This window comes from Klebsiella sp. 141161 (genome assembly GCF_050600815.1).
Classification (GTDB): domain Bacteria; phylum Pseudomonadota; class Gammaproteobacteria; order Enterobacterales; family Enterobacteriaceae; genus Klebsiella; species Klebsiella aerogenes.
In genome coordinates this window covers 292,623-316,663 of record NZ_JAQIRN010000002.1, presented here as the reverse complement: position 1 = coordinate 316,663, position 24,041 = coordinate 292,623, and the positions used below count along the sequence as shown (strand labels likewise).

Here is a 24,041-nt window from a genome sequence, read left to right as displayed (position 1 = left end):
AATGGAGTTGGCCATGTTAAGGATGACGCCGCTTTCCTCAATGATATTGTTGGTTTTATTATCCGGCCAGTTGCAGGCCGCTGAGGAGACTTTTGATACCAATTTTATGATCGGCGGAATGAAAGGTGAGAAATCGTCAAGCTTTCGCTTCGCGGATAATCAACCGCTGCCTGGGGAATATGAATTGGATATTTACGTCAATAAACAATGGCGTGGTAAATATCCAATCGTAGTCGCCAGTAATCCGGATGATACCTGCTTGTCATCGGCATTATTAAATCAGCTGGGAATCAAAGCGGATAGCGCGCAGATGGTGAAAGATAACCAGTGTATGACGCTAAAATCTGCGGTGCGGAGCGGCAGTTATACCTTTAATATCAATATTTTTCAGCTTGATTTAGAAATTCCGCAGGCCTACGTTCTGGATCTTGAGCGCGGCTACGTCGCGCCGGAAAGTTGGGACCGCGGCGTTAACGCGCTGTATACCTCTTATTATCTGAGCCAGTATTACAGCGACTATAAAGACAGCGGCAATAACAAAAGCACCTATGCCCGTTTCAACAGCGGGCTGAACCTGTTGAGCTGGCAGTTGCACTCTGACGCCACCTACAGCAAGGCCGATAGCGGTGGTGGCGACTGGAAGAGCAACACCCTGTATCTGGAACGCGGCTTCGCGCCGATTTTAGGCACCTTGCGCGCGGGCGACATGTATACCTCCTCGGATATTTTCGATGCGGTACGCTTTCGTGGGGTTCGTCTGTTCCGCGACATGCAAATGTTGCCAAACTCAAAACAGAACTTTACGCCGATCGTACAGGGGATTGCCCAGAGCAACGCGCTGGTGACTATTGAGCAGAACGGCTTCACCGTCTATCAGAAAGAGGTGCCGCCGGGACCGTTCGCGATTGCCGATTTACAACTCGCCGGCGGCGGGGCGGATCTCGATGTCACTATCCGGGAAGCCGACGGCTCGGTAACCACCTACCTGGTGCCTTATTCCTCGGTACCTAATATGTTGCAGCCGGGGGTGTCTAAATATGACATTGCCGCCGGGCGCAGCCATATCGAAGGCGCCAGCAATCAGGAAGACTTTATGCAGGCTAGCTATCAATATGGCCTGAACAACCTGCTGACCCTGTATGGCGGTACCATGCTCGGTACCGACTATCAGGCTTTTACTATGGGAACCGGGTGGAATACTCATCTCGGCGCGGTATCCGTTGACGGTACCTGGGCGCGCAGCGATCAGGATAACGGTACTTTTGAAGGACAAAGCTATCAGATTGCCTACAACAAATACCTCACCCAGACTAAAACGCGTTTCGGAATGGCGGCTTATCGCTATTCAACCAGCGACTATCGTACTTTTAACGATCATGTCTGGGCGAAGAACCGTAATAGTTATCACCATGATGATAATGACGTTTACAACATTGATGATTATTACCGTTATGATTTTGGCCGTAAAAATAGTTTTTCCGCCAATATTAGCCAGTCGTTGCCGGAAGGGTTAGGGTCTTTCTCGCTTAGCGCCTTATGGCGTGACTACTGGGGAAAAAGCGGCAGCAATAAAGATTATCAGCTGAGCTACTCTAATAACTGGCAGCGGGTTTCCTGGACCATTTCGGCCAGCCAGACCTATGATGAGGATCATCATGAAGATAAGCGCTTTAACCTCTTCATTTCGATTCCGCTGATCTGGGGAGAGAGCGATAGCGTGCTGGCGCGTCGTTTGACGCTGTCGAATTCGACGACCTTCGATAATGACGGTTTTGCCTCCAATAACACCGGCATCAGTGGAACCGGCGGCCAACGAGACCAGTTTGATTATGGTGTGAACTTTAGCCGGCAGCAGCAAAATCATGAAACCACCGCCGGCGGCAACCTTACCTGGAACGCGCCGCTGGCGACGCTGAGCGGCAGCTACAGCCAGTCGTCGAAATATACCCAGGCCAGCGGCAGCCTGTCGGGTGGAGTGGTAGCCTGGTCCGGCGGCGTCAATTTCGCGAACCAGCTGTCGGAAACCTTCGCCATTATTCAGGCGCCGGGCCTGGAAAATGCTTTCGTTAATGGTCAGAAATATCGCACCACCAACGGTCAGGGAACGGTCATTTTCGATCACGTATTGCCCTATCGCGAGAGTTCGTTACTGCTGAATACCGCCAATACGCAGAGCAAAACCGAGTTGATTGGCAACCGTAAAGCGGTCGCTCCGTACCGCGGCGCGGTGGTGCTGGCGCGTTTCGATACCGATCAACGTCAACCCTGGCTTATTCACGCCGAACGCCCGGACGGTACGCCGCTGAAATTTGGCTATGAAATTGAAGATAACGACGGACAGAATGTCGGCGTCGTCGGTCAGGGCAGCATGCTGTATATCCGCACCGATAACGTACCGCCGTCGATAACCATCGCGGTCGATAAGCAGCAGGGCCATTACTGCACCATTACATTTAAACATACCATTGATGAAGGTAAGACCTATGTCTGCCGCTAAAAGGACGATTTTCATGAAATGGATAATTTTGCTGGTATTAAGCTTATGCTCTTTTTTAGCGCGGGCGGGGAACTGTGATGTCACCCCGGATGTTAAATCGCTGACGGTTGACGCTAGTGGTAATTACACATTTAAACCGCTGGCCGCCAGCGGTGAATTGAATGTCCAAAACAGTGATATTCAGGCCGACGGATTTCACTTTATCTGCAACAGTACGCAAAATGTCAGCGTCTCGGTGGCATCGTCGCCCCCTGACAATAAAGACTTCTACGTGGTAGTCGGCAGTAAAACCTACGTGATGGAGTTTTCTCTCGATCCTGCAAAACTCAACGCGCTTGCGGATGGTAATATCATAAAAAATCAGAGTTATAACTTAGCGGATATCTTCAACAGCGTGATCGGTATTCGCTATACGATTAAAGAAGGCGCGGCGGTCGGGACGCAGGTGAGGCCAGGAGAATCCTTTCCACTGCTTTACTCGATGCGCTTTGAGTACTGTAAAGGTAATAAAGATTGCCATGTGATAACCATCAATTACACCTTTAACGTCACCCTGCAGATTAATATTATGACCTGCGGTTTTGACGTCCCGAGCCGTCTCATCAATATGGGCGATTACAGCTACTTCGATATTAAAGAAGACAAAGCGCAATATCGCATGGAAAGCGTTGATATCGACTGTAGCCAGAACGAGTCGGCGGTATTCGAACTGACGCCCGGTAAAATTGATTATTACTTTGTCGCCGCCTCCGGCTTTGCCGGCACCAGCAAAATATTGAAGAATGACGATCAGGATGCCGCCACCGGCGCCGGAGAAGTCGGTTTTCATCTGCGCGATAGCCAGGGCGGGGAACTCCAGTACGGCAGCGGTTTCCTTTATCACTCCGACGAGGAGGCCCGGCATGGCAGCAACAACCCGATCTATCTGCAAATCAAACCGATGAAATATGGCGAGAATATCCGCGGCGGTACGATTAAAAGCCGGGTCATTATCGTGGTGAACAATAACTAACCCTCTGTACCGCGCGCCTTCCTTTGCGCGCGGTGTACGTGGTTTACGTGGTTTACGTGGTTGCGACCGGTTCAGGTCGCAACTGCTGCTGGCGAATACTTACCAGCGCCACCAGCGCCAGTAGCGCGAAAGCCAGCAGCATCAGCGCAATGGGGATATAGCTATCCCACATCATTAGAAAAGCCACCGCCAGCATCGGGCTAATACCGCCGGAAATCACCGCCCCAATCTCATGTCCCAGCGCCAGCCCGGTGTAGCGTACCTCCACCGGAAATAGATCCACCATCAGACACGGCTGCGCGGCAATCATCGCGCCATGGCACAATGGCAATGCCAACAGCATGGCGAGCAGCATCGCCGGGAAGGTGTGCATATTCAGCAGCCAGAAGAAGGGGAAGGCCACCAGCGCCATGCCTATCACGCCGATGTAGTAAAGCCGCTTACGGCCAATGCGATCGGAAAGCCATCCCCAGCCGAGAATCGTGGCGATCTCCACCGTCATAGCGATGGTGACCGCCGCGATCAGGTCGCGGGTGTCGATGCCGATATGTTTGCAATAGACCACTGAAAACGTGAAGAAGATATACACCGCGCCGTTTTCCGCCAGCCGCAGGCCGATAGCCTGTAATATCGCTCGTGGATGATTTTTAAAGGCGCTGAGTACCGGTAAATGATGGGCCTCATTTTTGCTGTCGTTTTCTGCTTTGCGCGCCACGAATTCCGCGTTTTCCTGGATGTTACGGCGAATATAGACGCCGACCAGAAAGATAAACAGGCTGAGCAAAAACGGAATACGCCACGCCCACGACATCACCTCTTCCTGTGGTAGCAGCTGTACCAGATAGAATGCCAGCGAAGAAAGAACAAACCCGCCGCAGACTCCTACCTGGCTCCAGGCGGTGTAGTACCCTTTCTGGCTTTCCGGCGCGTTTTCGCTGAGCATCAACACCCCGCCGCCCCATTCGCCGCCGGAAGCCACGCCCTGTACAAAGCGCAGCGTAATCAAGGCGATTGGCGCCAGCACGCCGATGTGGGCGTAGGTTGGCAGCAGGCCAATTAAGAACGTACTGGCGCCCATCAGCGTCAGGGTGATGATTAGCGTCATTTTGCGACTGTAGCGATCGCCGAGATGGCCGAATATCACGCCGCCGAGCGGGCGGGCGATAAAGCCGATGGCGAAGCCGGAAAAGGCTAAAAATGAACCGAGCAGCGGGTCATTCGTGGCGGGGAAAAACAGCGGCCCGAAGACCAGCGCCGCCGCGGTGCCGTACAGGAAAAAATCGTACCATTCCAGCGAGTTGCCGAGAAAAGACCCGATGATTAATTTGCGCATAGGTTGCGCCGGGGGGACCGTTGTACCGCTCACAGCTCCAGACATAAGGTTAACTCCAGTGCAGGTGAATCAGGCGGCGCCTGCTGGCGCCGGGCGATGGGTCGGCTGGGTTTTTATGGTTATGATGAAACTTAACGGCACGACGCCATGCTAAGGGTGTGGAACTGGCGATTAAACCAGACCAGCCCGTCGCTGGGGTTGCCGAAGCGGATCTGTTTGACCTCGCAGTAAAATACGCTGTGGCTGCCCACTTCGTGGCTGTCGGCAATGACGCAGTCGCAGTTCGCCACGGCGGAAGCCAGCGCCGGCGAGCCGGTCTCCAGCGCCAGCCATTCGTCGTGCAGGAAGCGCTCTTCAGAGCGGATTTGGCCGTTGGCGAAAATCCCGGACAATTGCTGATGTTGACCGGAGAGCACGTTAACGCACAGCACGCCGTTGTGCTGGAATTTGCCGTGCGCGAAGGACGAGCGGTTCATGCATACCAGCAGCGTCGGCGGTGAATCCGTCACGCTACACACCGCCGAGGCGGTAAAGCCGAAGCGGCCCGCCGGGCCATCGGTGGTAATAATGGTGATCGCGCTGCCCAGTTGCGCCATGGCATTACGAAAATCAGATGTCAGGTTCATAGTCATACCCGTTATTTCAGTTTGACGTATTCGAAGCCTGCAATAACCAGCCGCGGGGTTTTGGCCCGCGAACAGCACAGCAGGATCTGGTCGTTGTCTTCGCGTTCTTCTTCGGTTAAATACTCGTCGCGGTGGTCAGGTACGCCGCTACAAACGTTGGCGAGGCAGGTGCCGCAGACGCCCTGTTGGCAGGAGACTTTCACTTTGATGCCGGCCTTTTGCAGCGCGGCGACGATGGTCTCGTTTTCGCCGACGGTAACGCTAAGGTTGAGTTCCGGAACCTCAACCTCAAAGCTGCCGCCGCTGGTTTCGACCTCGCGGTTGAAATACTCCTGATGCAGCCGCTCCGCGCTGAAACCGCACCCCTGCGCCGTTTCATTAATCCACGCCATAAAACCCTCCGGACCGCAAACGTACAGGTGGCCGGCGGCGGCATGAGGCGTCAGGAGTTCCTGAGGGCGGATCCTGCCGTTTTCATCGCTGATATGTAGCTGAACGTGCGCGCTAAAGTGGCAATCCGCCAGCTCGGCCAGAAACGCCATTCCCTCACGGCTGTGGCCGCAGTAATGCACTTCGAAGGATTTCCCGGCGCGAAATAGCGTATCGGCCATCGCCAGCATCGGCGTGATGCCAATGCCGCCGCCGATCAGAATGCTATGAGGCGCCGACATCTCCAGCGCGAACAGGTTGCGCGGGGGGCTAATTTGCACCTCGTCGCCGGGCTGTAAAGCGTGCGCCGCCAGCGAACCGCCGCGCGAGGCGCGATCCTTGAGGATCCCCAACCGATAGCGCTGCGGGTGATGGGCGCTGCCGCACAGCGAATACTGGCGCACGATGCCATCGCCAAGATGCAGATCGATATGCGCCCCGGCGCTAAACGAGGGCAGGGGAGCGCCGTCCGGCGAGGCCAGCGTCAGGACTACCACCTCGGCTCCCTGAATTTCGCGTTCTGTGACGCGTACCGTCAATGTTTCAGCCATAGTTTTTCTCCACCCGCGAAGGGCTTAACGCATATAAATGCCGCCATTGATATCCCAGGTCGCACCGGTGATAAAGGTGGCGGAGGGCGCCGCCAGCAGTTCTACCGCGCGGGCGACCAGCAGCGGATCGCCAAGCCGCTTCATCGGGATCATCTCCAGCAGCGCCGGCATTTTCTCTTCCGGCACCGCGGCGCGAACGGAAGGAAGATCCAGCGGCCCCGGCGCAATCGCGTTGACGCTCACCCCGGCGTTACTCAGGGCGCGGGCGAAGACTTTGGTCAGGGTAATAATGCCGCCTTTGGAGGCTGCATAGTGGGCGCCGGAGGCGGTGCCGCCGTTTTGCCCGGCCAGCGACGCGAGGTTAATAATGCTGCCCTGCTGGCGCTGGCTGAAATAGCGGCCGATGGTCTGGCAGCCGACGAAGGTGCCGCGCAGGTTGGTGCTGGTGACGCGATCGAACTCCTCCACGTCGATCTCCATGATCGGCGTAGTCAGGGTTAAGGCGGCGTTGTTGACCAGCACGTCGAGTTCGCCGAAGCGTGCGCGGATCTGCGCCAGCGCATCGCTGAACTGTTGCGGCTGGCGAATATCCAGCGCCAGCGGCAGCAGCCGCAGCCGCTGCTCGCTGGGATCGATCTCCTGCGCGCTGCGGGTGACCGCATCGAGATTGAGGTCGGCCATCGCCACCTGATAGCCCTGTTGCCAGAGATGGCGGCTAATAACCAGCCCGAGGCCGTTGGCCGCGCCGGTAATAAGTACGCTACGTGTCATAAAGTCCTCACAGGATGTAGCCAATGCTATGCAGGTAATCGTCGCCGTTAATCAGGCGCACCACCTTTTGCAGGATGCGGAAACTGTCGCCCTCCGGCGCCAGCGTCCAGGTGACGTCAGCGGCGTAGTGCTGTTCATTGCCCTTGCGGTACTCGTAAAGGAATTGGGCGCAGCGTACTTCGACGACCTCATCGCTGACGCCGAGCAGGCGATAACGTCCGCTCATGCGGATAGTGCGCGCGCGCGGGGTGGTGGAGATAGATTCGCCGCTGTATAAACGCTGCACGCGTTTTTCCCGCATCTCGTGGTTGTCGTAGGCATAGTTGAGCACGTTGGCGAAATCGGTGGTCTGCTGGTCGATGGGGATGATGTACATCCCCTCGGTGCGCCACAGCGCCAGCCATTCGCGAAATTCGCCTTGATCGAGCAGGTCCGCTTCCAGGTTAATAAACTGAATGGCGGCGTTGAGGATAGGTGATGTATTCATTATTGCCCCCGGTGGTCAGCGGTCATGTACTTTTTCCATTGTTGATAGGCGGCGCGCATGCCGGTTTCGGCGCTGACGTCGCTGCGCAGGCCGTCGGCGGTGCGGACTTCGCCGGGCAGGCCGCGGTTGAGCATGATCCACAGATCGTCGCCCGCGCCGCCGCCGCGCTGCACCCGCTCCCAGGCCTCTGAATCATCGGGGGTGCCGAAGCCCATCGGCCCCTGGAAGTGTTCGTGCAGCCGCAGGCGCGCCTGGTTGGCGATCGCCGGGCCATCTTTCATGGTCAGCACCATGTGATGAATTTCCGTCTCTTTTACCGATATCGGCTGCAGCACGCGGAAGAAGGCCATTGAACAGGCGACATTAGGGAACAGGTTAAGGTTAAAACCGCTGCCGCCGACCGCGCGTACGATGCGCCGCACCTGCTGCTCGTCGTGGCCTTCCTCGCGCAGGGCTTGGGCCAGTTCGCTAAAGCGTTCCGGGATTGGCGCATCGAGATTGGCTTCCAGATCGATAAGCTCGGGGATCATCACCATCACGCTGTGGCCATTGCCGAGATCTTCCACGAAACCTTTGCCGTCGACGAAGTTGAGCATCTCTTCGGTCTGTTTATCGACCGAGCTTAAAAACGACTTATGAACGATCGGGAAGTGATAGCCGTCGGTGGTATTTTCCAGCTGGATTTTCCAGTTGCCGGGAAAGCGAAAACGGTGCGCGGTGGTGGCCTGCAGCGCGTAGCCAGCCCCCTGTTTCATGAACAGATCCATCCATTTCATCGCCGGGCCGAGGAAGTCGGTCAGTGGCTCAATGTCGTGGTTGAAGCTGGCGAAAATCATTCCGGCGTAGCTTTCAACGCGCAGGCGCACCATGCCGAGCTCAGATTTGTTCAGCGTATCGCCGTAGCTCTCCGGATGCGGCACCCCGCGCAGCGCGCCGTCGAGGCCATAGCCCCAGCCGTGATACGGGCAGGTAAAACCGTTCGTTTTCCCGCTGCGATGTTCGCAGACGGTGGCGGCGCGGTGGCGGCAGCGGTTGAGCAGCACGTTGATATTGCCTTTGCGATCGCGCACGACGATCACCGGCTGGGTACCCACCATCGAGGATTTATAGCTGCCGGCGTCAGGGATTTCGCTCTCGTGGGCGACCCATACCCAGGTACGGTTAAAAATGTTGTCGATTTCGAGGTCGAAAATTTCCTCGGAAGTATAGAGACAGGTATGGACCCGGTCGCTTTGCACCAGTGCCGCCAGCGTTTCGGCGGTATGGCTGGTATCGATATTTTTTACCGGAATACATTCAGACATTGTCACTCTCCACATATCTCTTTTAATGACCATCAGGCACCGGTAAATCGGCGAGCGAATGCCAGTCAGCTACCGGGCGGCTAAATAAATTACGGGTGGTAAAATGATGAATAAACCACTGTTGATCTTGTTTAATAAATTCAATGACGAGCTCCGCGCTATTTAAATGCGAGCCGCCGCGGCGAAACGTTGAAGCTTGCAGCATTTTCCAGCGGCCAACCGCGTGGTTATTTTCGCCAACGCGAATATGCTCGGCCGTTAAATAATGTACGTTGATGGCGAAGTGCGACGGCTCGCTAATATAAGCGTTCATCATCCCCACGATCGCCGCTCTGCCGCAGTAGCGCCCGAGCTTTTGTTGATATAATTCGCCGATACCTTCCCAAATAGCCGTTTCGCTAAATAGCGCGCCAATTTCTCGGGCGGTATCCGGATGCGTTAGATCATCACAGAGATGCATATACTGGCTGATGGCGTTACGGATCTGCACTACGGCTTCCAGCTTTTCCAGCCGTTGCAGCATTTCTTCATTCATTACCGGCTCCGTGTTGACTTATAAATAGCCGGGCTGCGGCGAGTGGCCGAAGAACATATTGCCGGCGTTGATGTATGTCAGCTCGCCCATAAAGGCGTGCTGGGTGATGACCATGGAGTCGCGGGCATAGCGCTGCAGCGGGCTGCGCATTGAAATGCCCGGCATCCCGGCCAGTTTCAGCGCGCGGGTGGTGACCGAAGCAGAGACGCGGGTAATGTGGGTGGAAGAGAGGCGCATGGCGTTAATCCGCTCTTCTCCCGGTTCCTCGCCGCGCAGAATCGCCTGCCAGACATCGTCGATGGCGTCGTAGAACCAGCAGCGCGCCGAACGGAGTTCCGCTTCGCAGTGGGCGATTTCCATCTGCGCGAATTGACGATCCGCCAGGCACGGCGCGCCGGTGACCGAGCTTTGTCGTTCGGCAATGGCGTAAATTTCCGATAACGCCGCGCGGGCGATACCCAGCGCGACCACCGACAGCACCTGAGTGGCCAGCGATAGTACCGGATAGCGATACAGAGGGCCTTCGAGGTTAAGTTCGCCGCCGCGAATAAAGGTCCACTCCTGCGGCACGAAGGCATTATTCAGCACCACGTCATGGCTACCGGTACCGGAGAGGCCGACCGTATTCCAGACCGGATCGATGGTGAACTCCCCGGCGGGTAGCACCGCGATGCGCGGTAGCGGACGCTCGCTACCGTCATCGGTTAGAATGCCCACGCCGATAAGTTCGGCGCCGCTGCAGCCGCTGGCGAAGCTCCAGCGCCCGCTGACGCGGTAACCGCCATCCTGAGTCGTCGCTTTTTGCGGCGGGAAGATCCCGCCGGCAAAGACGATATCCGGCCCGTGGCGGTAAAGCTCATCGAGACTGCTCGGCGGCAGGCCGCCAAGATAAAATGGATTCATGCCGAAACTCGCCACCCAGCCGGCGGATCCGTCCGCCGTTGAGAGCGTTTCAATTAACTGACAAAACTCCGCAGGTGATATTTCATCGCCGCCGTAGCGTTTTGGCACCAGCGCGCGATAAACACCGATCTTTTTAAAGCGGGAAATAATATCCGCCGGGATATATTTCTGCTGCTCGAACTCCTCGCTGCGTTTTTTAATATCCGCGAGTAATTCGGCAAACTCTATTGTCGTGGCGTGCAGGGTCTTTTCCGCACGCAAAGTTGCAGAGGGGTTTAACATGCGATTTAGCCTCTTCCAGTTAATGAAAGTACGGTTTTATTATTTTAATTGTTCCAGCAAATACTCAGCGTAATTAAGTAAATCGAACTCTTTATTTTTATTGGCGACTAATTGCAGAGCCACCGGGCGATGATTAACTTCGCCAAGCGGCAGGCTCAGGGCCGGATGACCGCTTAAATTAAATGGGCGCACCAGGCGAGTCAGGTTGACCACTTTGAGCGGATCCGCCGCTTCTTCCAGCGTTGGCGGGCATTCTGGCAGGGTCGGCAGCAGAATCAGCGGGGTTTTCGCCAGTTGCGCATCCACCGCGGCGCTGAATTGTTGACGCACGCTTTCCGCAGCCTGCCGCTGCTGAGGGCCGATCTCCGCGCCAGCGCGGATCCGCTGGGCGACGTCCGGCGCCAGATTCGGCGCGTCGATAATGTTGTGAAACGCCAGCCAGTTTTCCTGGCTTATCACCGTAAGCCCGGCCTGATGCGCTTCGTTGAACCCCGGCAGTTCAGCGCTAGTCCATGTCAGACCCGCCTGCTGCAGACGTGAGACGATCAGTTGCTCAATTTCCGGCGTTGCCATGCCCGCCAGATAGCTTATCGCGGGGGCTTCCCGGCGCGCAGGAGGCACTGATTCCCCCAGCGCTTTTGCCAGCGCCTGACGCAATGTGGCGATATCGCGGGCTAACAGGCCGACGCAGTCGAGCGAACTTTCAGTCGGCATGACGCCAGCGCGGCTAAGACGGCCAAAGCTCGGCTTCAGGCCAGCCACGCCGCAGCAGGCCGCGGGCATTCGCACCGAGCCGCCGGTATCGGTGCCGACGGCGAAGTCGACTTCACTGGCCGCGACCACGGCGGCAGAGCCGCTGGACGAACCGCCGGGGATTAACTGCGGATAATGCGGATTACGCGGCGTACCGCTATGCGGGTTAATGCCGGTAACGCCAAAGGCCAGCTCGTGTAGGGTCGTTTTGCCGCGCAGCTGGCAGCCGTTATCCAGTAGCGCCGCGACTACGGCCGCATGGCGGACGGCAGGCGGCGCATCCTGCAATACCGGGCTGCCGGCGCGGGTCGGGAAACCGGCAATATCGAGGCTGTCTTTGACCGCAAACGTCAGCTCGCCGTCGCCAAGGGTAAAGCGCGAGATAAACCCGGATTGTGCGTTTTCTGTCTCTGTACGATGTTCAGTAACCATGTTTCACAACTCCGTAAGGGCTGATAATTACCGCGCTAAATGACTAAAAAACGACCCGCTGGCGTTTGAGATAATCTTGTCAGTAAAACTTGAAATTTCAAGTAATTTGTCACCCGTTTTTTACATCGAAATTCATGATAAGACGACGCTATGAAGGCAATGATTTTTATTAATGTATTGATTTTTATGGATAAAAGATTGTGTTTAAATTTTAATCTCTTGAGGGGCGTCACAAAAATAAATGAAAAATATAAGTTAAAAAAATGATAAAAAAGTGTGCGAAAAACGCAGGGGAGGGCAAAATAAAAAGAATAACCATTTATAGAAAATGGTTATTATTGCAGGGGATTAGTCATCGAGATTATGCAGAATGAGCGCCAGCACCTGATTCATCTTTTTTTCCTGCGCTGGGGTGATGCCCTTGAAGGCTTTAGCAAACACGGTTTCCGCTAACGCCCGGGCTTCGGCAACTTTGGCTTCACCGGCGGCGGTAAGTTCCGCTTCGGTGACCCGACCATCGCTGACGCTAACGTGGGTCGTGAGCAGGCCATCATCGCGCAGACGGCCAACAATTTTGGTCACCGTTGGCATCTTACTAACGGCATATTCGGTGATCCGCGAAATACTGGCGCGGTGGTACTGATGCACCAGCATCAGTACGCGAAAGCGGGAAAGGTCGATGTCGATTTTTTTGAGCTCGATTTCCATTAATTGGGTATAACGGGCGTAAACGTTAACCACCCAAAAGAAGGGAAACTCTTCTTTATGAAAGCGGCTTTCGTGGCTCTCTGGCGGGGTCGAAGAGTGAGTCTTATCCACAAGCATCTCCTTGCCTGACGACGATAGAATGTGCAGATGGTATGCGTATTTGGCGGTTATTGCAAAACGCAATACGCTGTAATAAGACCCTGCGATGCTGAGGTGATTAAGCTGACTTCGGCACAATGCGAGACCTCTAAAAGGTGACGACATTATGTTAGCCATACGTTATTTAAGCCGCGAAACACGCTTGCTGCTGGCGGGCGTGCTGGGGGTTACGCTGCTATGGGCCGCCATGACGCTGCATGCCCATTGGGGAGCGTTTATTCAGTGGTGTCTGGCGATGCAAATTACCCTGCATCGCTACCTGGTCATGTACCTGTTGCAGCTCAACGATAACCAGTACAGTGGCGGCGTCTGGCTGCTGGTTGGGGCATTTCTCTATGGCGTGCTGCACGCCATTGGACCAGGGCACGGTAAATTCATCGTCACCACGTACCTCAGTACCAACCAGGAGAGCGTGGCGGCAGCGCGGATTGTCCCGTTCCTTGGCAGCCTGATGCAGGGAGTGAGCGCCATATTATTCGTCTTTATCCTCGCGGTTGGCCTGAACCTGGCCTCTGGCGACCTTAGCGCCAGCCGCTGGTACGTGGAGAAAATTAGCGCCCTGATGATTGGCGCCTTTGGCGCATATGTTATCTACCGGGCGCTGGCAAGCCTGCGCCCGCGCAAAATGACGATTAACGCAGTGACGCCTTTGCATGGGCATGATGCACAGTGCGGCTGTGGCCATCATGGCGTTGGGCGCGAATTACACGGCGTCGACTGGAAAACTCGCCTTGGCGTCGTGCTGGCGATTGGCGCGCGTCCCTGTAGCGGAGCAATCATGATCCTGATGTTTGCTAATGCGCTGGGAATTGTCAGTTGGGGCATTGCCGCGGTGATGACCATGGCATTAGGCACCGCGCTTTCAATCCTCGGATTGTCGCTGGTGGTACGCTATGCGCGCAATCGGGCGATCAACTTGTTTATCGCCGATAGCCGTCAGCTACGCTGGCTGGTGCCGTTGGTGAAAATGATTGGCGGCGTGCTGCTCATCTTGTTTGCTACAGTGCTGTTTCTAACTGTCATCCCGGTCAGCGCCAACGGCGATTTTATTGCCGCCGGATGTTAGTCGTTTTCCAGCAGGCGCATCAATACCCGCAGCGCCTCGTCTAACTGCTGGCGTTGGGGGACGGAAAGCCCCGCCAGCAGTTGTTGCTCATTCGCCACGTGGGTGGCAACCGCCTCATCGATCAGCGCTCGTCCCTCTGGCGTTAACGCTACCAGCATGCTGCGGGCATCCTGAGGATTTGCTAAGCGGGTAATCAACCCTCGTTTTTCCAGCGCCTTGAGGCGATGGGTCATCGTGCCGGAGGTAATCATCAGTGTCGAAAAGAGCTGGGTCGGCGACAGCACGAATGGCTCGCCGGCGCGGCGCAGCGTCGCCAGCATGTCGAACTCCCAGCGTACCAGAGAATGTTTGATGAAAGCCGTCTCAACGCGCGGCTCCAGCAGCATGGCGCAGCGTTTCAGGCGGCCGATTGGCCCCATCGGGCTGCAATCCAGATCCGGGCGCTCGCGCTGCCATTGGGCGAGAATGCGGTCAACGGCATCCGTTGGCGGTAATTTGTCCATGCGTGCTCACTTATCTTGATATCAAGATATTTATCGATACATACTTGCTACACAATTTAACTTGATATGAAGATAAAATCATGGCCTTTTTTACTCGTCATCTGGCGGTCGATCTGCTGCTGACCGCGCTGGCTCCCGCTATCTGGGGAACCACCTATATCGTTACTTCGCAGTTCCTACCGCCGGACCGTCCTTTTATCGCCGCGCTGTTGCGGGTATTACCTGCCGGAATTGCGTTGTTACTGTGGAGCCGTCAGTTTCCGCAGCGTGGTGAGTGGTGGAAGCTGATCATCACCGGAATATTAAATATCGGCGCCTTTCAGGCGTTACTGTTTATCGCCGCTTATCGTCTTCCCGGCGGGTTGGCGGCGGTGATCGGCGCGATTCAGCCGCTGCTGGTGATGCTGCTGGCCTGGTGCGTGGATCGCCAGCGTTCGCCGTGGCTGGCGGTGGTTTCCGCCTGCGCCGGGATCATCGGTATGGCGATGTTGCTGCTTTCTCCGCGCACGGTGCTGGATTCGTTAGGTATCGGCGCCGCCTTTCTTGGCGCCGTTAGTATGGCGCTGGGCACCTGGCTGTCGCGGCGCTGGGCGCTATCGTTGCCGGTCGTGGCGATGACCGGCTGGCAATTGCTGATTGGCGGGATCGTGTTACTGCCTATCGCGCTGCTGGTGGACCCGCCGCTGCATAACGTCACCCTATTACAGGCCGCTGGTTATGTCTGGCTGTGCGTAGCCGGGGCGATGCTGGCGTATGGCTTATGGTTTCGCGGTATCAGTCGATTGTCGCCGGTGGCGGTATCGGCAATGAGCCTGCTAAGTCCGGTGACGGCGGTACTGCTGGGATGGATTTTTCTCGGTCAGAGAATTGAGGGAATGGCGTTGGCGGGGCTGATTGTGGTGCTGGCGAGTGTGCTCTCTATTCAGCGCGCGCTGGCGAAACGTTGACGTGAAAAAGCCCCATGAAGGGGCTCGACATTGCCGTGTTTTTTTACGTGGCGGGAGCCAGACCAGCCGTCCTCAGACGACCTGTCCGGCAGCTCCCTCTGCGACCATTCGGTTATTTAGACAGTTCCGCCGTCATGTGTACCTGATTACCGGTATAGGCTTCGGTAATGTGGTAAGAGGCGCCCTGATCTTTAGCGATAGCAGCGATTTTTGCTTCTGCGTTGTCCAGGGTATCAGAGGTCACGCTCACCGGGTGAGCAGCAAAGCTTGCGAAAGAAACCAGAGACAGCATACCAGCAGCAGCAAGTAATTTTACGTTTTTCATGGTGTTTATCCTTTTAACTTTTATGGTGGAAAGCGTTGTGCTTTCGATGGGTTTATAATAAGTCTGCTAACTATAACGTACGTTGCAAAAAGTGCGATTTAGATCACATTTTTGTGGCGGTTGTATGACTGCAAATGGAACTTTTATTGAAAAAAACTGTAAAAACAGAATGTTATATCTCATTTTTGAGAGTGCTAATTTCCGTTGACCCGCGTTTAAACCTCGCCAGAATTTCGCCTGGCATTGATTATGTGAATGGTTTGGTGGTTTTTTGGCTTTCTGTGACGGTGATACTTCGCCCGCTGGCGAAGCATTGCTAGCCATCGGCGCGCTACAGTGCTGCTTCATTCGTTACTGGAGGAAAAAACCATGATTGCGGTACTCTTTGAAGCACAGGTCACGCCAGCGCAGCAGGAACGATACCTTGCGCTGGCGGCACAGCTGAAACCGCTGCTGGAGACTATCGACGGCTTTATCGCCATTGAGCGTTTTCAAAGCCTCAGTGCGCCGGGGAAGATATTGTCGCTGTCCTGGTGGCGGGATGAGCAGGCGGTGGCGGACTGGAAGTGCAATATTTGTCATCAGGCGGCGCAGCGGGAAGGGCGGGAGTCTATTTTTGCTGATTATCAGATTCGCGTGGCGCAGGTGCTGCGTGAATATCAGATGCAGAGTCCGCGCTCTGCGTAACCGACATTAAGCGGAGGTGTTATGCTGCAACCTGCGGTTGTGATTAATGATGACGAAGCGCTGGCCGTGGCGATGGCGGCGGTTGCTTCGGCGATGGCTGACCCTTCACGAGTGAAAATACTCTGCGCGCTAATGGATGGCCGGGCATGGACAGCGACTGAGCTCTCCGTCGCGGCGGACATTTCGCCGTCGACCGCCAGCGCGCATCTTAGCCGGTTAGTCAGCAGTCGCTTACTGATCTGCCTGGCGCAAGGGCGGCATCGCTATTATCGCCTGGCGGGTGGTGATGTCGCCGGATTGCTGGAAAATATGATGACGATGGCCGGAAAAAGCGCGGTGCCGCTGGCCACACGAACGCCGGGGACGCTGCGTATGGCGCGTACCTGCTACGATCATCTGGCGGGTGAGGTGGCCGTCGCCATCTATGATTTTCTGCAACAGCAAGCGTGGCTCACGGCTAATGGCGCAGCGCTTACCGCGACGGGGGAGGCGCATTTCGCCCGCTTAGGTATTGCGTGCGATGGCGGCTCCCGCCGCAAAGCCTGCTGCGCCTGCCTCGACTGGAGCGAGCGCCGTTTTCATCTTGGTGGTGCCGCGGGCGCTGCCTTGTTGCAGTGGGGCGTGCAAAAAGGTTGGTTCATGCTGGTGCCCGGCTACCGAGAAGTGACAATTAGCGAGCCCGGTAAGCGAGCGCTCCGTCAACACTTTGGTTTGGCGCTGTAGACCCGGCAGCGGTATGCCCGTTCAGCAGTGATTCATATTGACGATTTGCTTATGCATCACCTGCGAGCTATTCATTCCCAACTTTTTCATGATGTGAATGCGATGGCTGTGCACCGTCTTATGGTCGATATTCAGCAGCGAGGCAATTCGCTTATTGTTATTGCAGGCGATAATAAGTTCCAGTACCTGCAGCTCTCTGGCCGTCAGCTTTCGCTGCGTGCGCAAATACCGGGACTGTGGGTTTTCATCCTGCGTTCTGGTAATTGCCGAAAATGCGTCTAAGGAAGATTTTTCCGTCAGGATTAACAGGTTTTCCAGATCTATTAATTCCCGGCACAGATTGGCGATATCGCTTTTTACCATCAATACCAACAATGTACAGCGCGAGAAATGAAAGCGCAGCTTGTTGAGTAATACGACCGTATCGGCAGCGGATATATCCTTGTGGATCATATTGAGGATCACCGTCTCAGCCAGGGGCGCGACGCCCCCTTGTACGATGTCCTGATAACTGGCCTGGGTGATATCCTGGTGAATATCGCTCAGATAATCGTGAATAGATTGGCCAATGATATTGTCGTCGGTGTACAGCAAGATATTGTTCAAGGGCATTAAACTCTCTTCTTCCGCTTGGCTTCCAGAATCAAATCGATCAGCGTTTTTTCTATTTTCTTCCTGTCGTCGCTGCGGCGGAACTTAAACTGACAGGAAATCTGATAGTAGTTTTCCTGATTCTTCTCTTCGCTATCCAGCGTGACCATCGCCACGTTCTTGATAACCAGATCAACGGTGATTTCGCCATATTCCGCCAGAGACAGAATGGCGTTTTTCAACGTTGAGTTGTTGGCAAGGAATTTCAGGTTTGGACTTTGCGCAATCAGCGCGCAGCCGCCATCAGAAATATCTTTGATATCAAAAGCATAGTTTTCGCCATTTTTGTGGCGGCCATGACAAAAGAAATCATTCTCATCGCGCAAACGAAATCTGGGATCTCGTCGTCTTTGTACAACCTGGATGCATTCTGGTAACGCAAATGCCACCTTATTGCTATTCTCCGCGCCGCCAGCGGAATTCTTCTGCCGCTGGGAGGTGAACTCGATCTTTCCTGAATCGCTATGCAGAATAAATTTGAATTTATTCCCCGCCGGGATTTTGCTCTCGCTGCGGATATGGAATTCGGCAAAATCGACACGCGCAATCTGAGTACTGATGCTTTTGTTATTAAAGAAAATTTCTATCTCTGTTTGCTTTCTCTGTTCCTCTCTGAAAATAGCAATGATTTCATACTTACTGGTTTTTATCGTTCCCTCTATCATGGGTAATCCTTGTTGAATCGTTACTGTGCATAGTTAATTTTTTTTACAGCAATAGCGACATACTGATTATGTTAACCAGATGTTTTTGTGAACGTTCGATGATATTGACTATCTTTGTGGCCAAATTGATTTGTATAAACGTCGAAGCCGATATTGTTTTTTCCTGTAATCAAGAGTGTTAACAAAAACCATGGAACAATACAAACGACAACAGCCTCCCAATTAGGAGGCCTAAGAAATAACGTAACTCAATGCAATTTATAAGGTTATTGCCCGGATAAGGAATCAGCAAAACCCGATTTGTAGGATATATAGTGCCAGCAGAGATGGCCTAATTCCAGCTTAATATTAAGGGGATAACCCTTTACGACAAACGCCGTAAAGGGGGGAGTTGACGCCATCAGCGGGTGATGCTATCCAGCGTCGCCAGCGCCTCGGCGGGCAGAGAAAGCGTCGCGGCGGCGAGATTTTCCCTTAAATGCGCCACCGATGAGGTGCCCGGAATCAGCAAAATATTCGGCGAGCGCTGCAGTAACCACGCCAGCGCCACCTGCATCGGCGTGGCGTTGAGCCCGGCGGCAACCTCGTTAAGCTCCTGCGCCTGTAGCGGCGTAAAACCACCCAGCGGGAAGAACGGCACGTAGGCGATGTTTTGCTGCGCCAGCGCGTCGATTAACGCGTCGTCACCGCGGTTAGCGATGTTGTATTGGTTTTGTACGCAGACGATGGGCGTCAGCTTCTGCGCATCGGCAACCTGTCTGGCGGTGACGTTACTCAGACCGATGTGACGAATCAGACCGCGGGCTTTTAGTTCCAGTAAGGTCGTTAGCGGTTCCTCCAGCGAACCTTCCACCGGGCCGTGGGTGCCGAGCATGCTGCGCAAATTAACCACCTCCAGCCTCTCCAGGCCGAGGTTACGCAGGTTATCTTCGACGGCCTGGGTGAGTTCCGCCGGCGACATCGCCGGTAGCCAGTTGCCTTTCTCATCGCGGCGGGCGCTGACCTTGGTGACGATACACAAATCATCGCCATAGGGATGCAGCGCCTGGCGAATTAGCTGATTGGTGATATGCGGGCCGTAGAAATCGGAGGTATCGATATGATTCACCCCGGCGGCGACGGCTTCTTGCAGAACGCGAATGGCGGCGTCGGGATCTTTTGGCGGGCCAAATACGCCGGGGCCGGCGAGCTGCATGGCGCCGTATCCAAGCCGGTAAACCTGACGGTCGCCTAAGGTCATGACCCCGGATAATGTTACGCTGGACATAATGACTCCCTCCGATGATAGGCAAGGAGTAAGTGTAATCCCGTCAGGGAGAAGCGATGGGCGAGAATGTTGGCAGAACGTGCGGCGACGCTGAAGGCGTCGCCGCGAGAGGGATTTAACTGAAGAACATCACCGAGACGCAGAGCAGGCCGACGATTAAGGTAATGAGATTACCCAGCGAACGGTAGGGCTTGAGCGCCGGAATGATATACGTCGACAACGTCGGCATGATGAACAGAATCATGGCGATAAGCGGGCCGCTGATGGCGTAAATCATCGAGATGGCGTTCGGATTGATAAAGCAGACGATAAAGGTCAGCGCCGAGACCAGCATAATCGACATGGCGCGGTTAAAGGCGCGGCTCTTACGAATGCCGAGCTGGCCGAGCGAGGTTTTAACGATTTCGCTGGCGCCTTCGATCACCCCAAAATAGGTGCCGAGGAACGATTTCGACATCGCGACCACCGCGACGATAATGCCGGTCACTGCAAGCCAGCCCGGCGCGCCCGGCGCCATGGAGAGCGCAGAGAGAATCGTCACCCCTTCATTACGCGCGGCTTCGATGTACGGCAGCGGAATGGACAGCAGGCAACTGAAGACAAAAAACAGCACGCTGGCGCAGATGATGGTGTAGGCCACCTTCATGATTTTTTTGCATTTACCCATGGCCAGCTCACCATATTTCTCCTGCTGATCGATAGCGAAGGTCGAAATAATCGGCGTATGGCTAAAAGCGAAAACCATCACGGGAATCGAGATCCAGATTTGGTGCCAGGTCTTTGCGTTCAGCTGCATCTGACTGGTGAGGTGTTCCGGTTGCCAGCTGCCAATCAGGTAGATGGAGAGGAACAGGAAACAGCCAATCAGCGGGAAGACGAGGAATCCCATCACTTTGATGGTCATATGGCGCCCCATCAGGAAGATCAGATTCAGTACCAGCACCACGGCGAGGCTCAGCAGAGCGCGTACCCCAGGGGTCATCGCCACGTGTCTCGCCAGTTGTTCAGCCAGCGAATTAGTGATTGCCACGGCATAGATCAGGATCACCACGAAGAAGGCGAGAAAGTACAGGCTGGTGATCAGATTGCCGACTTTTTTGCCGTAGTAATGATTGACCGCGCCGGTGATCCCTTCACCGGCCGCCACTTTTGCCGACAGGATGAATTGACACAGCGCTCTGTGCGGCCAGTAGGTTAACGGCCAGGCAACCAAAGCGGTAAGGAACAGCACGATGGCGCCGGCCGAACCGAGTTGAATCGGCAGGAATAGGGTGCCGGCGCCTACGGCAGTGCCATATAGAGCAAAACTCCATAGAGTTTCTTCTTTAGACCAAATTTTAGACATTATGCGAATTTATCAACCGTATAACCCAAAAAAAGGAGTGCAATTTACCACATTTATGAATCGTTTGCGGTGATAGTTTTCGGCGATAAATAAACCTGCGGATCGCCAAAGGGTTAGGCGATCCGCGCGATCGAGAACGTTAATTATTCGGCAGACTCTGCGGCTGGCGATACTTCAGGACGCGCACGCGCAGCGTATCCCACGCCCAGTTAAAGAACATGGTGTAGGGCAGGAAGAACAGCATAAAGCCGATTTCCAGCATAAATGCCTGCACCAGCGACACGCCGAGTACCAGCGCGACGACGGTGACGCCGATGATGATAAAGCCGCACTCAAAGCCGATGGCGTGCAGCGCGCGCACCCACAACGTACGCGCCAGTCGTGAAACCGGCCACAGACGGTCGAAGGCGGCGTTATAGATCAGGTTCCAGACCATCGCCATGGTGGCAAGCAAGATGGCCAAGCCGCCCATTTCGACCACCGATCGCTGCATTAACCAGGCAGCGGTCGGGGCCAGAATTAACGTGGCGAGGCCTTCAAAGCTCGCCGCGTGGAGTACGCGTTCCAGTAGCGTCTTACGTTGCAGGTTATTGGTTTTCATTTTGGGATACCTCGTGTTAGTTCTGTCATACAGATTTACCCGGCATTTTATGGAAAAATGTGATAAACAAAAGATAGATTCCATCGATAAAGTAGATAGGTTATGCATTATTCTCCCGAAGCTCTCACCGCCTTTGTAGAAGCCGCTGCCAGCGGTTCGTTTTCCGCCGCCGCCCGGCGGATGCGTAAAAGCCAGTCCACCATCAGTACCGCGATTTCGAATCTTGAAACCGACCTTGGGGTGGTGCTGTTCGATCGTTCCACTCGCCAGCCGACGCTGACCGCTCAGGGCGAGCAGGTGTTGGGCTATGTGAAAGCAATACTGGCCGCCAGTTCGCGGCTGGATGAGCTTGCCCGCTCCTTATCTGGCAATACTGAACCGCGATTGACCTTCGTTTTGTCGGACACTCTGCACCCGGATGTACTGGAGAATTTGCTGGAACAGTTCGATCGGCGTTTTCCGCATACCGAGTTTGAATGTCTGATTGGCGAAGATGAAGACGTGGTGGATCTGCTGCAAAAAGAGCGCGCGCAGGTGGGGCTTATCGAAGCCAGGGACAGCTATCCGATGGAGATCGGCAGCATGCGCTTACCGTTGCAAACGGCAATGGGGATTTATGTTGCGCCGGGGCATCCGCTGGCCGGTCAGGAACGGGTTTTCTGGGATGATCTGCACGGCTGGCGTGAACTGCGTCTCAGCACTTATCTTGAGAGCGCGCCGGATCCCTCTCGCGGCCAGGTATGGTCGGCGCCCAACTATTTACTGCTGCTGAGTATGGCGGTGCAGGGCTTTGGCTGGTGTATTTTGCCCTGCGCGCTAGTGGAAGAGTTCGCCGGTAGCGGCAAGCTTAAAGCGTTGAATATCGCCGGCTGGCCGCGGTCGATCTCGGTGGATCTCCTGTGGAATAAGCGGGCGCCGCTGGGGGAAGCGGGCAGCTGGCTGCGCCAACACCTTGAAGGGCAAGGCCGCGAGTCGTGACGGCGAACTTTGTGAACCGCCTCACTTTTTTTAAACAATTGCGAAATTTTTTGATAACAATTCTCTACTATAACGGCATCTATTGATGGTTCTTTGCGCAGAAGGTAAAGGATGAAAGATGTCGTGATCGTCGGCGCGTTGCGTACGCCTATCGGCTGTTTTCAGGGAACGCTGGCGCGTCACTCGGCGGTGGAATTGGGCAGCGTGGTGGTGAAGGCGTTAGTCGAGCGGAGCGGAATCGATCCGCAGTGCATTGATGAAGTGATCCTCGGTCAGGTGCTGACCGCGGGCACCGGGCAGAATCCGGCGCGTCAGTCGGCGATCCGCGGCGGGCTGCCGAATACCGTTTCGGCGATCACCATCAACGACGTTTGCGGCTCCGGACTGAAAGCGCTGCACCTGGCGACTCAGGCCATCCAGTGCGGCGAAGCGGATGTAGTGATTGCCGGCGGCCAGGAAAACATGAGCCGCGCGCCGCATGTGCTTACCGACAGCCGAACCGGCGCGCAGCTGGGCAATAGCCAGCTTATCGACAGCCTGGTGCATGATGGGCTGTGGGACGCTTTCAATGATTACCATATGGGCGTAACGGCGGAAAATCTGGCGCGAGAGTATGGGATTAGCCGAGAATTACAGGACGCCTGGGCGCTTAGCTCGCAGCAAAAAGCGCGGCGGGCGATAGACTCCGGGCGGTTTCGCGATGAAATTGTGCCAGTCGCCACCGAGCATAACGGCAGTAAACGGCTGGTGGATACCGATGAGCAGCCTCGGATGGATGCCAGCGCTGAAGGGTTAGCCAGCCTGATGCCGACCTTCGACCAGCTTGGGTCGGTGACCGCGGGTAATGCATCGAGTATTAACGATGGCGCGGCGGCGGTGATGATGATGAGCGAGTCAAAGGCCCAGGAGCTGGGGCTGCCGATTCTGGCGCGCATTCGCGCCTTCGCCAGCGTCGGCGTCGATCCGGCGCTAATGGGCATTGCGCCGGTACACGCTACCCGCCGCTGTCTTGAGCGCGCGGGTTGGCGGCTGGATGAAGTGGATTTAATTGAAGCCAATGAAGCTTTCGCCGCCCAGGCGATTTCCGTTGGCAGAGTGCTGGAGTGGGATGAACGGCGGGTTAACGTTAACGGCGGGGCTATCGCTCTGGGCCATCCTATTGGCGCCTCCGGCTGCCGTATTCTGGTGTCGCTGGTACATGAAATGATTAAGCGCGATGCGCGTAAAGGGCTCGCGACGCTGTGTATCGGCGGCGGTCAGGGCGTTGCGCTGGCGGTGGAGCGCGCATAATACGATCTCGCGCCATCTTTGGCGCGAGGTCCATCATCCTCGTCGATCTTCCTTTCTTCGTTTTTCTACCAGATTTTCATTCTCTGCTCTTATTTTTCAAAGATAAGCTAACCAGTTGTATTTTAAGTGTTTATACAGGTCACCACTCCCTGGCGATGTGATCCGTTTTGCGTTTTTATCATTTTTAATCATAAAAAATGAAACGTTGTTT

25 protein-coding genes are annotated in these 24,041 nt (G+C 55.1%); 8 read left to right on the top strand and 17 right to left on the bottom strand.

What is annotated here, in order from left to right:
- The first annotated feature begins 13 nt into the window (after window positions 1–13).
- Complete coding sequence (locus PGR79_RS06095; protein WP_430921257.1) at window positions 14–2,497, top strand: fimbrial biogenesis outer membrane usher protein; 2,484 nt, start codon at window positions 14–16, stop codon at window positions 2,495–2,497.
- Between the two features lie 13 nt (window positions 2,498–2,510).
- Complete coding sequence (locus PGR79_RS06090) at window positions 2,511–3,509, top strand: hypothetical protein (RefSeq protein ID WP_087859705.1); 999 nt, start codon at window positions 2,511–2,513, stop codon at window positions 3,507–3,509.
- Window positions 3,510–3,561: 52 nt separating this feature from the next.
- Here PGR79_RS06090 and PGR79_RS06085 read toward each other — a convergent pair whose 3' ends face one another.
- From PGR79_RS06085 to PGR79_RS06040, 10 genes are all read right to left on the bottom strand, one after another.
- Window positions 3,562–4,842, bottom strand: coding sequence for an MFS transporter (locus PGR79_RS06085; protein WP_113372983.1), 1,281 nt, complete (start codon window positions 4,840–4,842; stop codon window positions 3,562–3,564).
- A 131-nt stretch (window positions 4,843–4,973) separates the two neighbouring features.
- Window positions 4,974–5,468 (bottom strand): flavin reductase, encoded by a 495-nt coding sequence (locus PGR79_RS06080; protein ID WP_015703350.1) that lies wholly within the window; start codon window positions 5,466–5,468, stop codon window positions 4,974–4,976.
- An 11-nt stretch (window positions 5,469–5,479) separates the two neighbouring features.
- A complete protein-coding gene (locus PGR79_RS06075; protein ID WP_113372982.1) occupies window positions 5,480–6,448 on the bottom strand; it encodes a PDR/VanB family oxidoreductase in 969 nt (322 codons plus the stop codon).
- A gap of 24 nt (window positions 6,449–6,472) precedes the next feature.
- Window positions 6,473–7,219: an SDR family NAD(P)-dependent oxidoreductase gene (locus PGR79_RS06070; protein ID WP_430921254.1), complete on the bottom strand. Its 747-nt coding sequence runs from the start codon at window positions 7,217–7,219 to the stop codon at window positions 6,473–6,475.
- Between the two features lie 7 nt (window positions 7,220–7,226).
- Window positions 7,227–7,706 (bottom strand): aromatic-ring-hydroxylating dioxygenase subunit beta, encoded by a 480-nt coding sequence (locus PGR79_RS06065; RefSeq protein ID WP_271032164.1) that lies wholly within the window; start codon window positions 7,704–7,706, stop codon window positions 7,227–7,229.
- Window positions 7,706–9,010 (bottom strand): aromatic ring-hydroxylating oxygenase subunit alpha, encoded by a 1,305-nt coding sequence (locus PGR79_RS06060; protein WP_430921252.1) that lies wholly within the window; start codon window positions 9,008–9,010, stop codon window positions 7,706–7,708. Before PGR79_RS06060 ends, PGR79_RS06065 begins: the two co-directional genes overlap by 1 nt.
- 22 nt (window positions 9,011–9,032) lie before the next feature.
- Window positions 9,033–9,545 carry a nuclear transport factor 2 family protein gene (locus tag PGR79_RS06055; RefSeq protein ID WP_213793514.1) on the bottom strand — a complete coding sequence of 171 codons (513 nt, stop codon included), beginning with the start codon at window positions 9,543–9,545 and terminating at the stop codon, window positions 9,033–9,035.
- An 18-nt stretch (window positions 9,546–9,563) separates the two neighbouring features.
- Complete coding sequence (locus PGR79_RS06050) at window positions 9,564–10,730, bottom strand: acyl-CoA dehydrogenase family protein (RefSeq protein WP_430921250.1); 1,167 nt, start codon at window positions 10,728–10,730, stop codon at window positions 9,564–9,566.
- Window positions 10,731–10,769: 39 nt separating this feature from the next.
- Window positions 10,770–11,915, bottom strand: a complete 1,146-nt coding sequence (locus tag PGR79_RS06045) for an amidase (RefSeq protein WP_430921248.1) — start codon at window positions 11,913–11,915, stop codon at window positions 10,770–10,772.
- A 348-nt stretch (window positions 11,916–12,263) separates the two neighbouring features.
- Window positions 12,264–12,740: a MarR family winged helix-turn-helix transcriptional regulator gene (locus PGR79_RS06040; protein ID WP_228302288.1), complete on the bottom strand. Its 477-nt coding sequence runs from the start codon at window positions 12,738–12,740 to the stop codon at window positions 12,264–12,266.
- A gap of 148 nt (window positions 12,741–12,888) precedes the next feature.
- Between PGR79_RS06040 and PGR79_RS06035 the strand changes: the two genes are divergently transcribed.
- Window positions 12,889–13,848 (top strand): nickel/cobalt transporter, encoded by a 960-nt coding sequence (locus PGR79_RS06035; RefSeq protein ID WP_087859696.1) that lies wholly within the window; start codon window positions 12,889–12,891, stop codon window positions 13,846–13,848.
- Here the strand turns inward: PGR79_RS06035 and PGR79_RS06030 are convergent.
- On the bottom strand, window positions 13,845–14,351 hold the full coding sequence (locus tag PGR79_RS06030; protein WP_087859695.1) for a MarR family winged helix-turn-helix transcriptional regulator: 507 nt from the start codon (window positions 14,349–14,351) through the stop codon (window positions 13,845–13,847). The genes PGR79_RS06035 and PGR79_RS06030 overlap by 4 nt on opposite strands.
- 80 nt (window positions 14,352–14,431) lie before the next feature.
- Here PGR79_RS06030 and PGR79_RS06025 point away from each other — a divergent pair, with 80 nt between their 5' ends.
- On the top strand, window positions 14,432–15,298 hold the full coding sequence (locus PGR79_RS06025; protein WP_087859694.1) for an EamA family transporter: 867 nt from the start codon (window positions 14,432–14,434) through the stop codon (window positions 15,296–15,298).
- 112 nt (window positions 15,299–15,410) lie between these two features.
- Here the strand turns inward: PGR79_RS06025 and PGR79_RS06020 are convergent, their stop codons facing one another.
- A complete protein-coding gene (locus PGR79_RS06020) occupies window positions 15,411–15,623 on the bottom strand; it encodes a YdgH/BhsA/McbA-like domain containing protein (RefSeq protein ID WP_015369896.1) in 213 nt (70 codons plus the stop codon).
- Window positions 15,624–15,992: 369 nt separating this feature from the next.
- Here PGR79_RS06020 and PGR79_RS06015 point away from each other — a divergent pair, with 369 nt between their 5' ends.
- Both PGR79_RS06015 and PGR79_RS06010 read left to right on the top strand, forming a co-directional pair.
- Entirely contained in the window at window positions 15,993–16,310 is a 318-nt protein-coding gene (locus PGR79_RS06015) for an antibiotic biosynthesis monooxygenase family protein (RefSeq protein WP_087859693.1), read from the top strand.
- A gap of 21 nt (window positions 16,311–16,331) precedes the next feature.
- Entirely contained in the window at window positions 16,332–17,033 is a 702-nt protein-coding gene (locus tag PGR79_RS06010; protein ID WP_113372974.1) for an ArsR/SmtB family transcription factor, read from the top strand.
- 21 nt (window positions 17,034–17,054) lie between these two features.
- Here the strand turns inward: PGR79_RS06010 and PGR79_RS06005 are convergent, their stop codons facing one another.
- The 5 genes from PGR79_RS06005 to PGR79_RS05985 form a co-directional block, all read right to left on the bottom strand.
- Complete coding sequence (locus PGR79_RS06005; protein WP_045396712.1) at window positions 17,055–17,639, bottom strand: helix-turn-helix transcriptional regulator; 585 nt, start codon at window positions 17,637–17,639, stop codon at window positions 17,055–17,057.
- Between the two features lie 5 nt (window positions 17,640–17,644).
- Window positions 17,645–18,349 (bottom strand): flagellar brake protein, encoded by a 705-nt coding sequence (locus PGR79_RS06000; RefSeq protein WP_045396640.1) that lies wholly within the window; start codon window positions 18,347–18,349, stop codon window positions 17,645–17,647.
- Window positions 18,350–18,749: 400 nt separating this feature from the next.
- Complete coding sequence (locus tag PGR79_RS05995) at window positions 18,750–19,616, bottom strand: aldo/keto reductase family oxidoreductase (protein WP_316424779.1); 867 nt, start codon at window positions 19,614–19,616, stop codon at window positions 18,750–18,752.
- A 115-nt stretch (window positions 19,617–19,731) separates the two neighbouring features.
- Window positions 19,732–20,961 (bottom strand): amino acid permease, encoded by a 1,230-nt coding sequence (locus PGR79_RS05990; RefSeq protein ID WP_087859690.1) that lies wholly within the window; start codon window positions 20,959–20,961, stop codon window positions 19,732–19,734.
- Window positions 20,962–21,100: 139 nt separating this feature from the next.
- Window positions 21,101–21,562, bottom strand: coding sequence for a multidrug/biocide efflux PACE transporter (locus PGR79_RS05985; RefSeq protein ID WP_087859689.1), 462 nt, complete (start codon window positions 21,560–21,562; stop codon window positions 21,101–21,103).
- A 102-nt stretch (window positions 21,563–21,664) separates the two neighbouring features.
- Between PGR79_RS05985 and PGR79_RS05980 the strand changes: the two genes are divergently transcribed.
- Window positions 21,665–22,540 (top strand): LysR family transcriptional regulator, encoded by an 876-nt coding sequence (locus PGR79_RS05980; protein WP_087859688.1) that lies wholly within the window; start codon window positions 21,665–21,667, stop codon window positions 22,538–22,540.
- Between the two features lie 111 nt (window positions 22,541–22,651).
- On the top strand, window positions 22,652–23,830 hold the full coding sequence (locus PGR79_RS05975) for an acetyl-CoA C-acetyltransferase (protein ID WP_045396653.1): 1,179 nt from the start codon (window positions 22,652–22,654) through the stop codon (window positions 23,828–23,830).
- The last annotated feature ends 211 nt before the right edge of the window (window positions 23,831–24,041 follow it).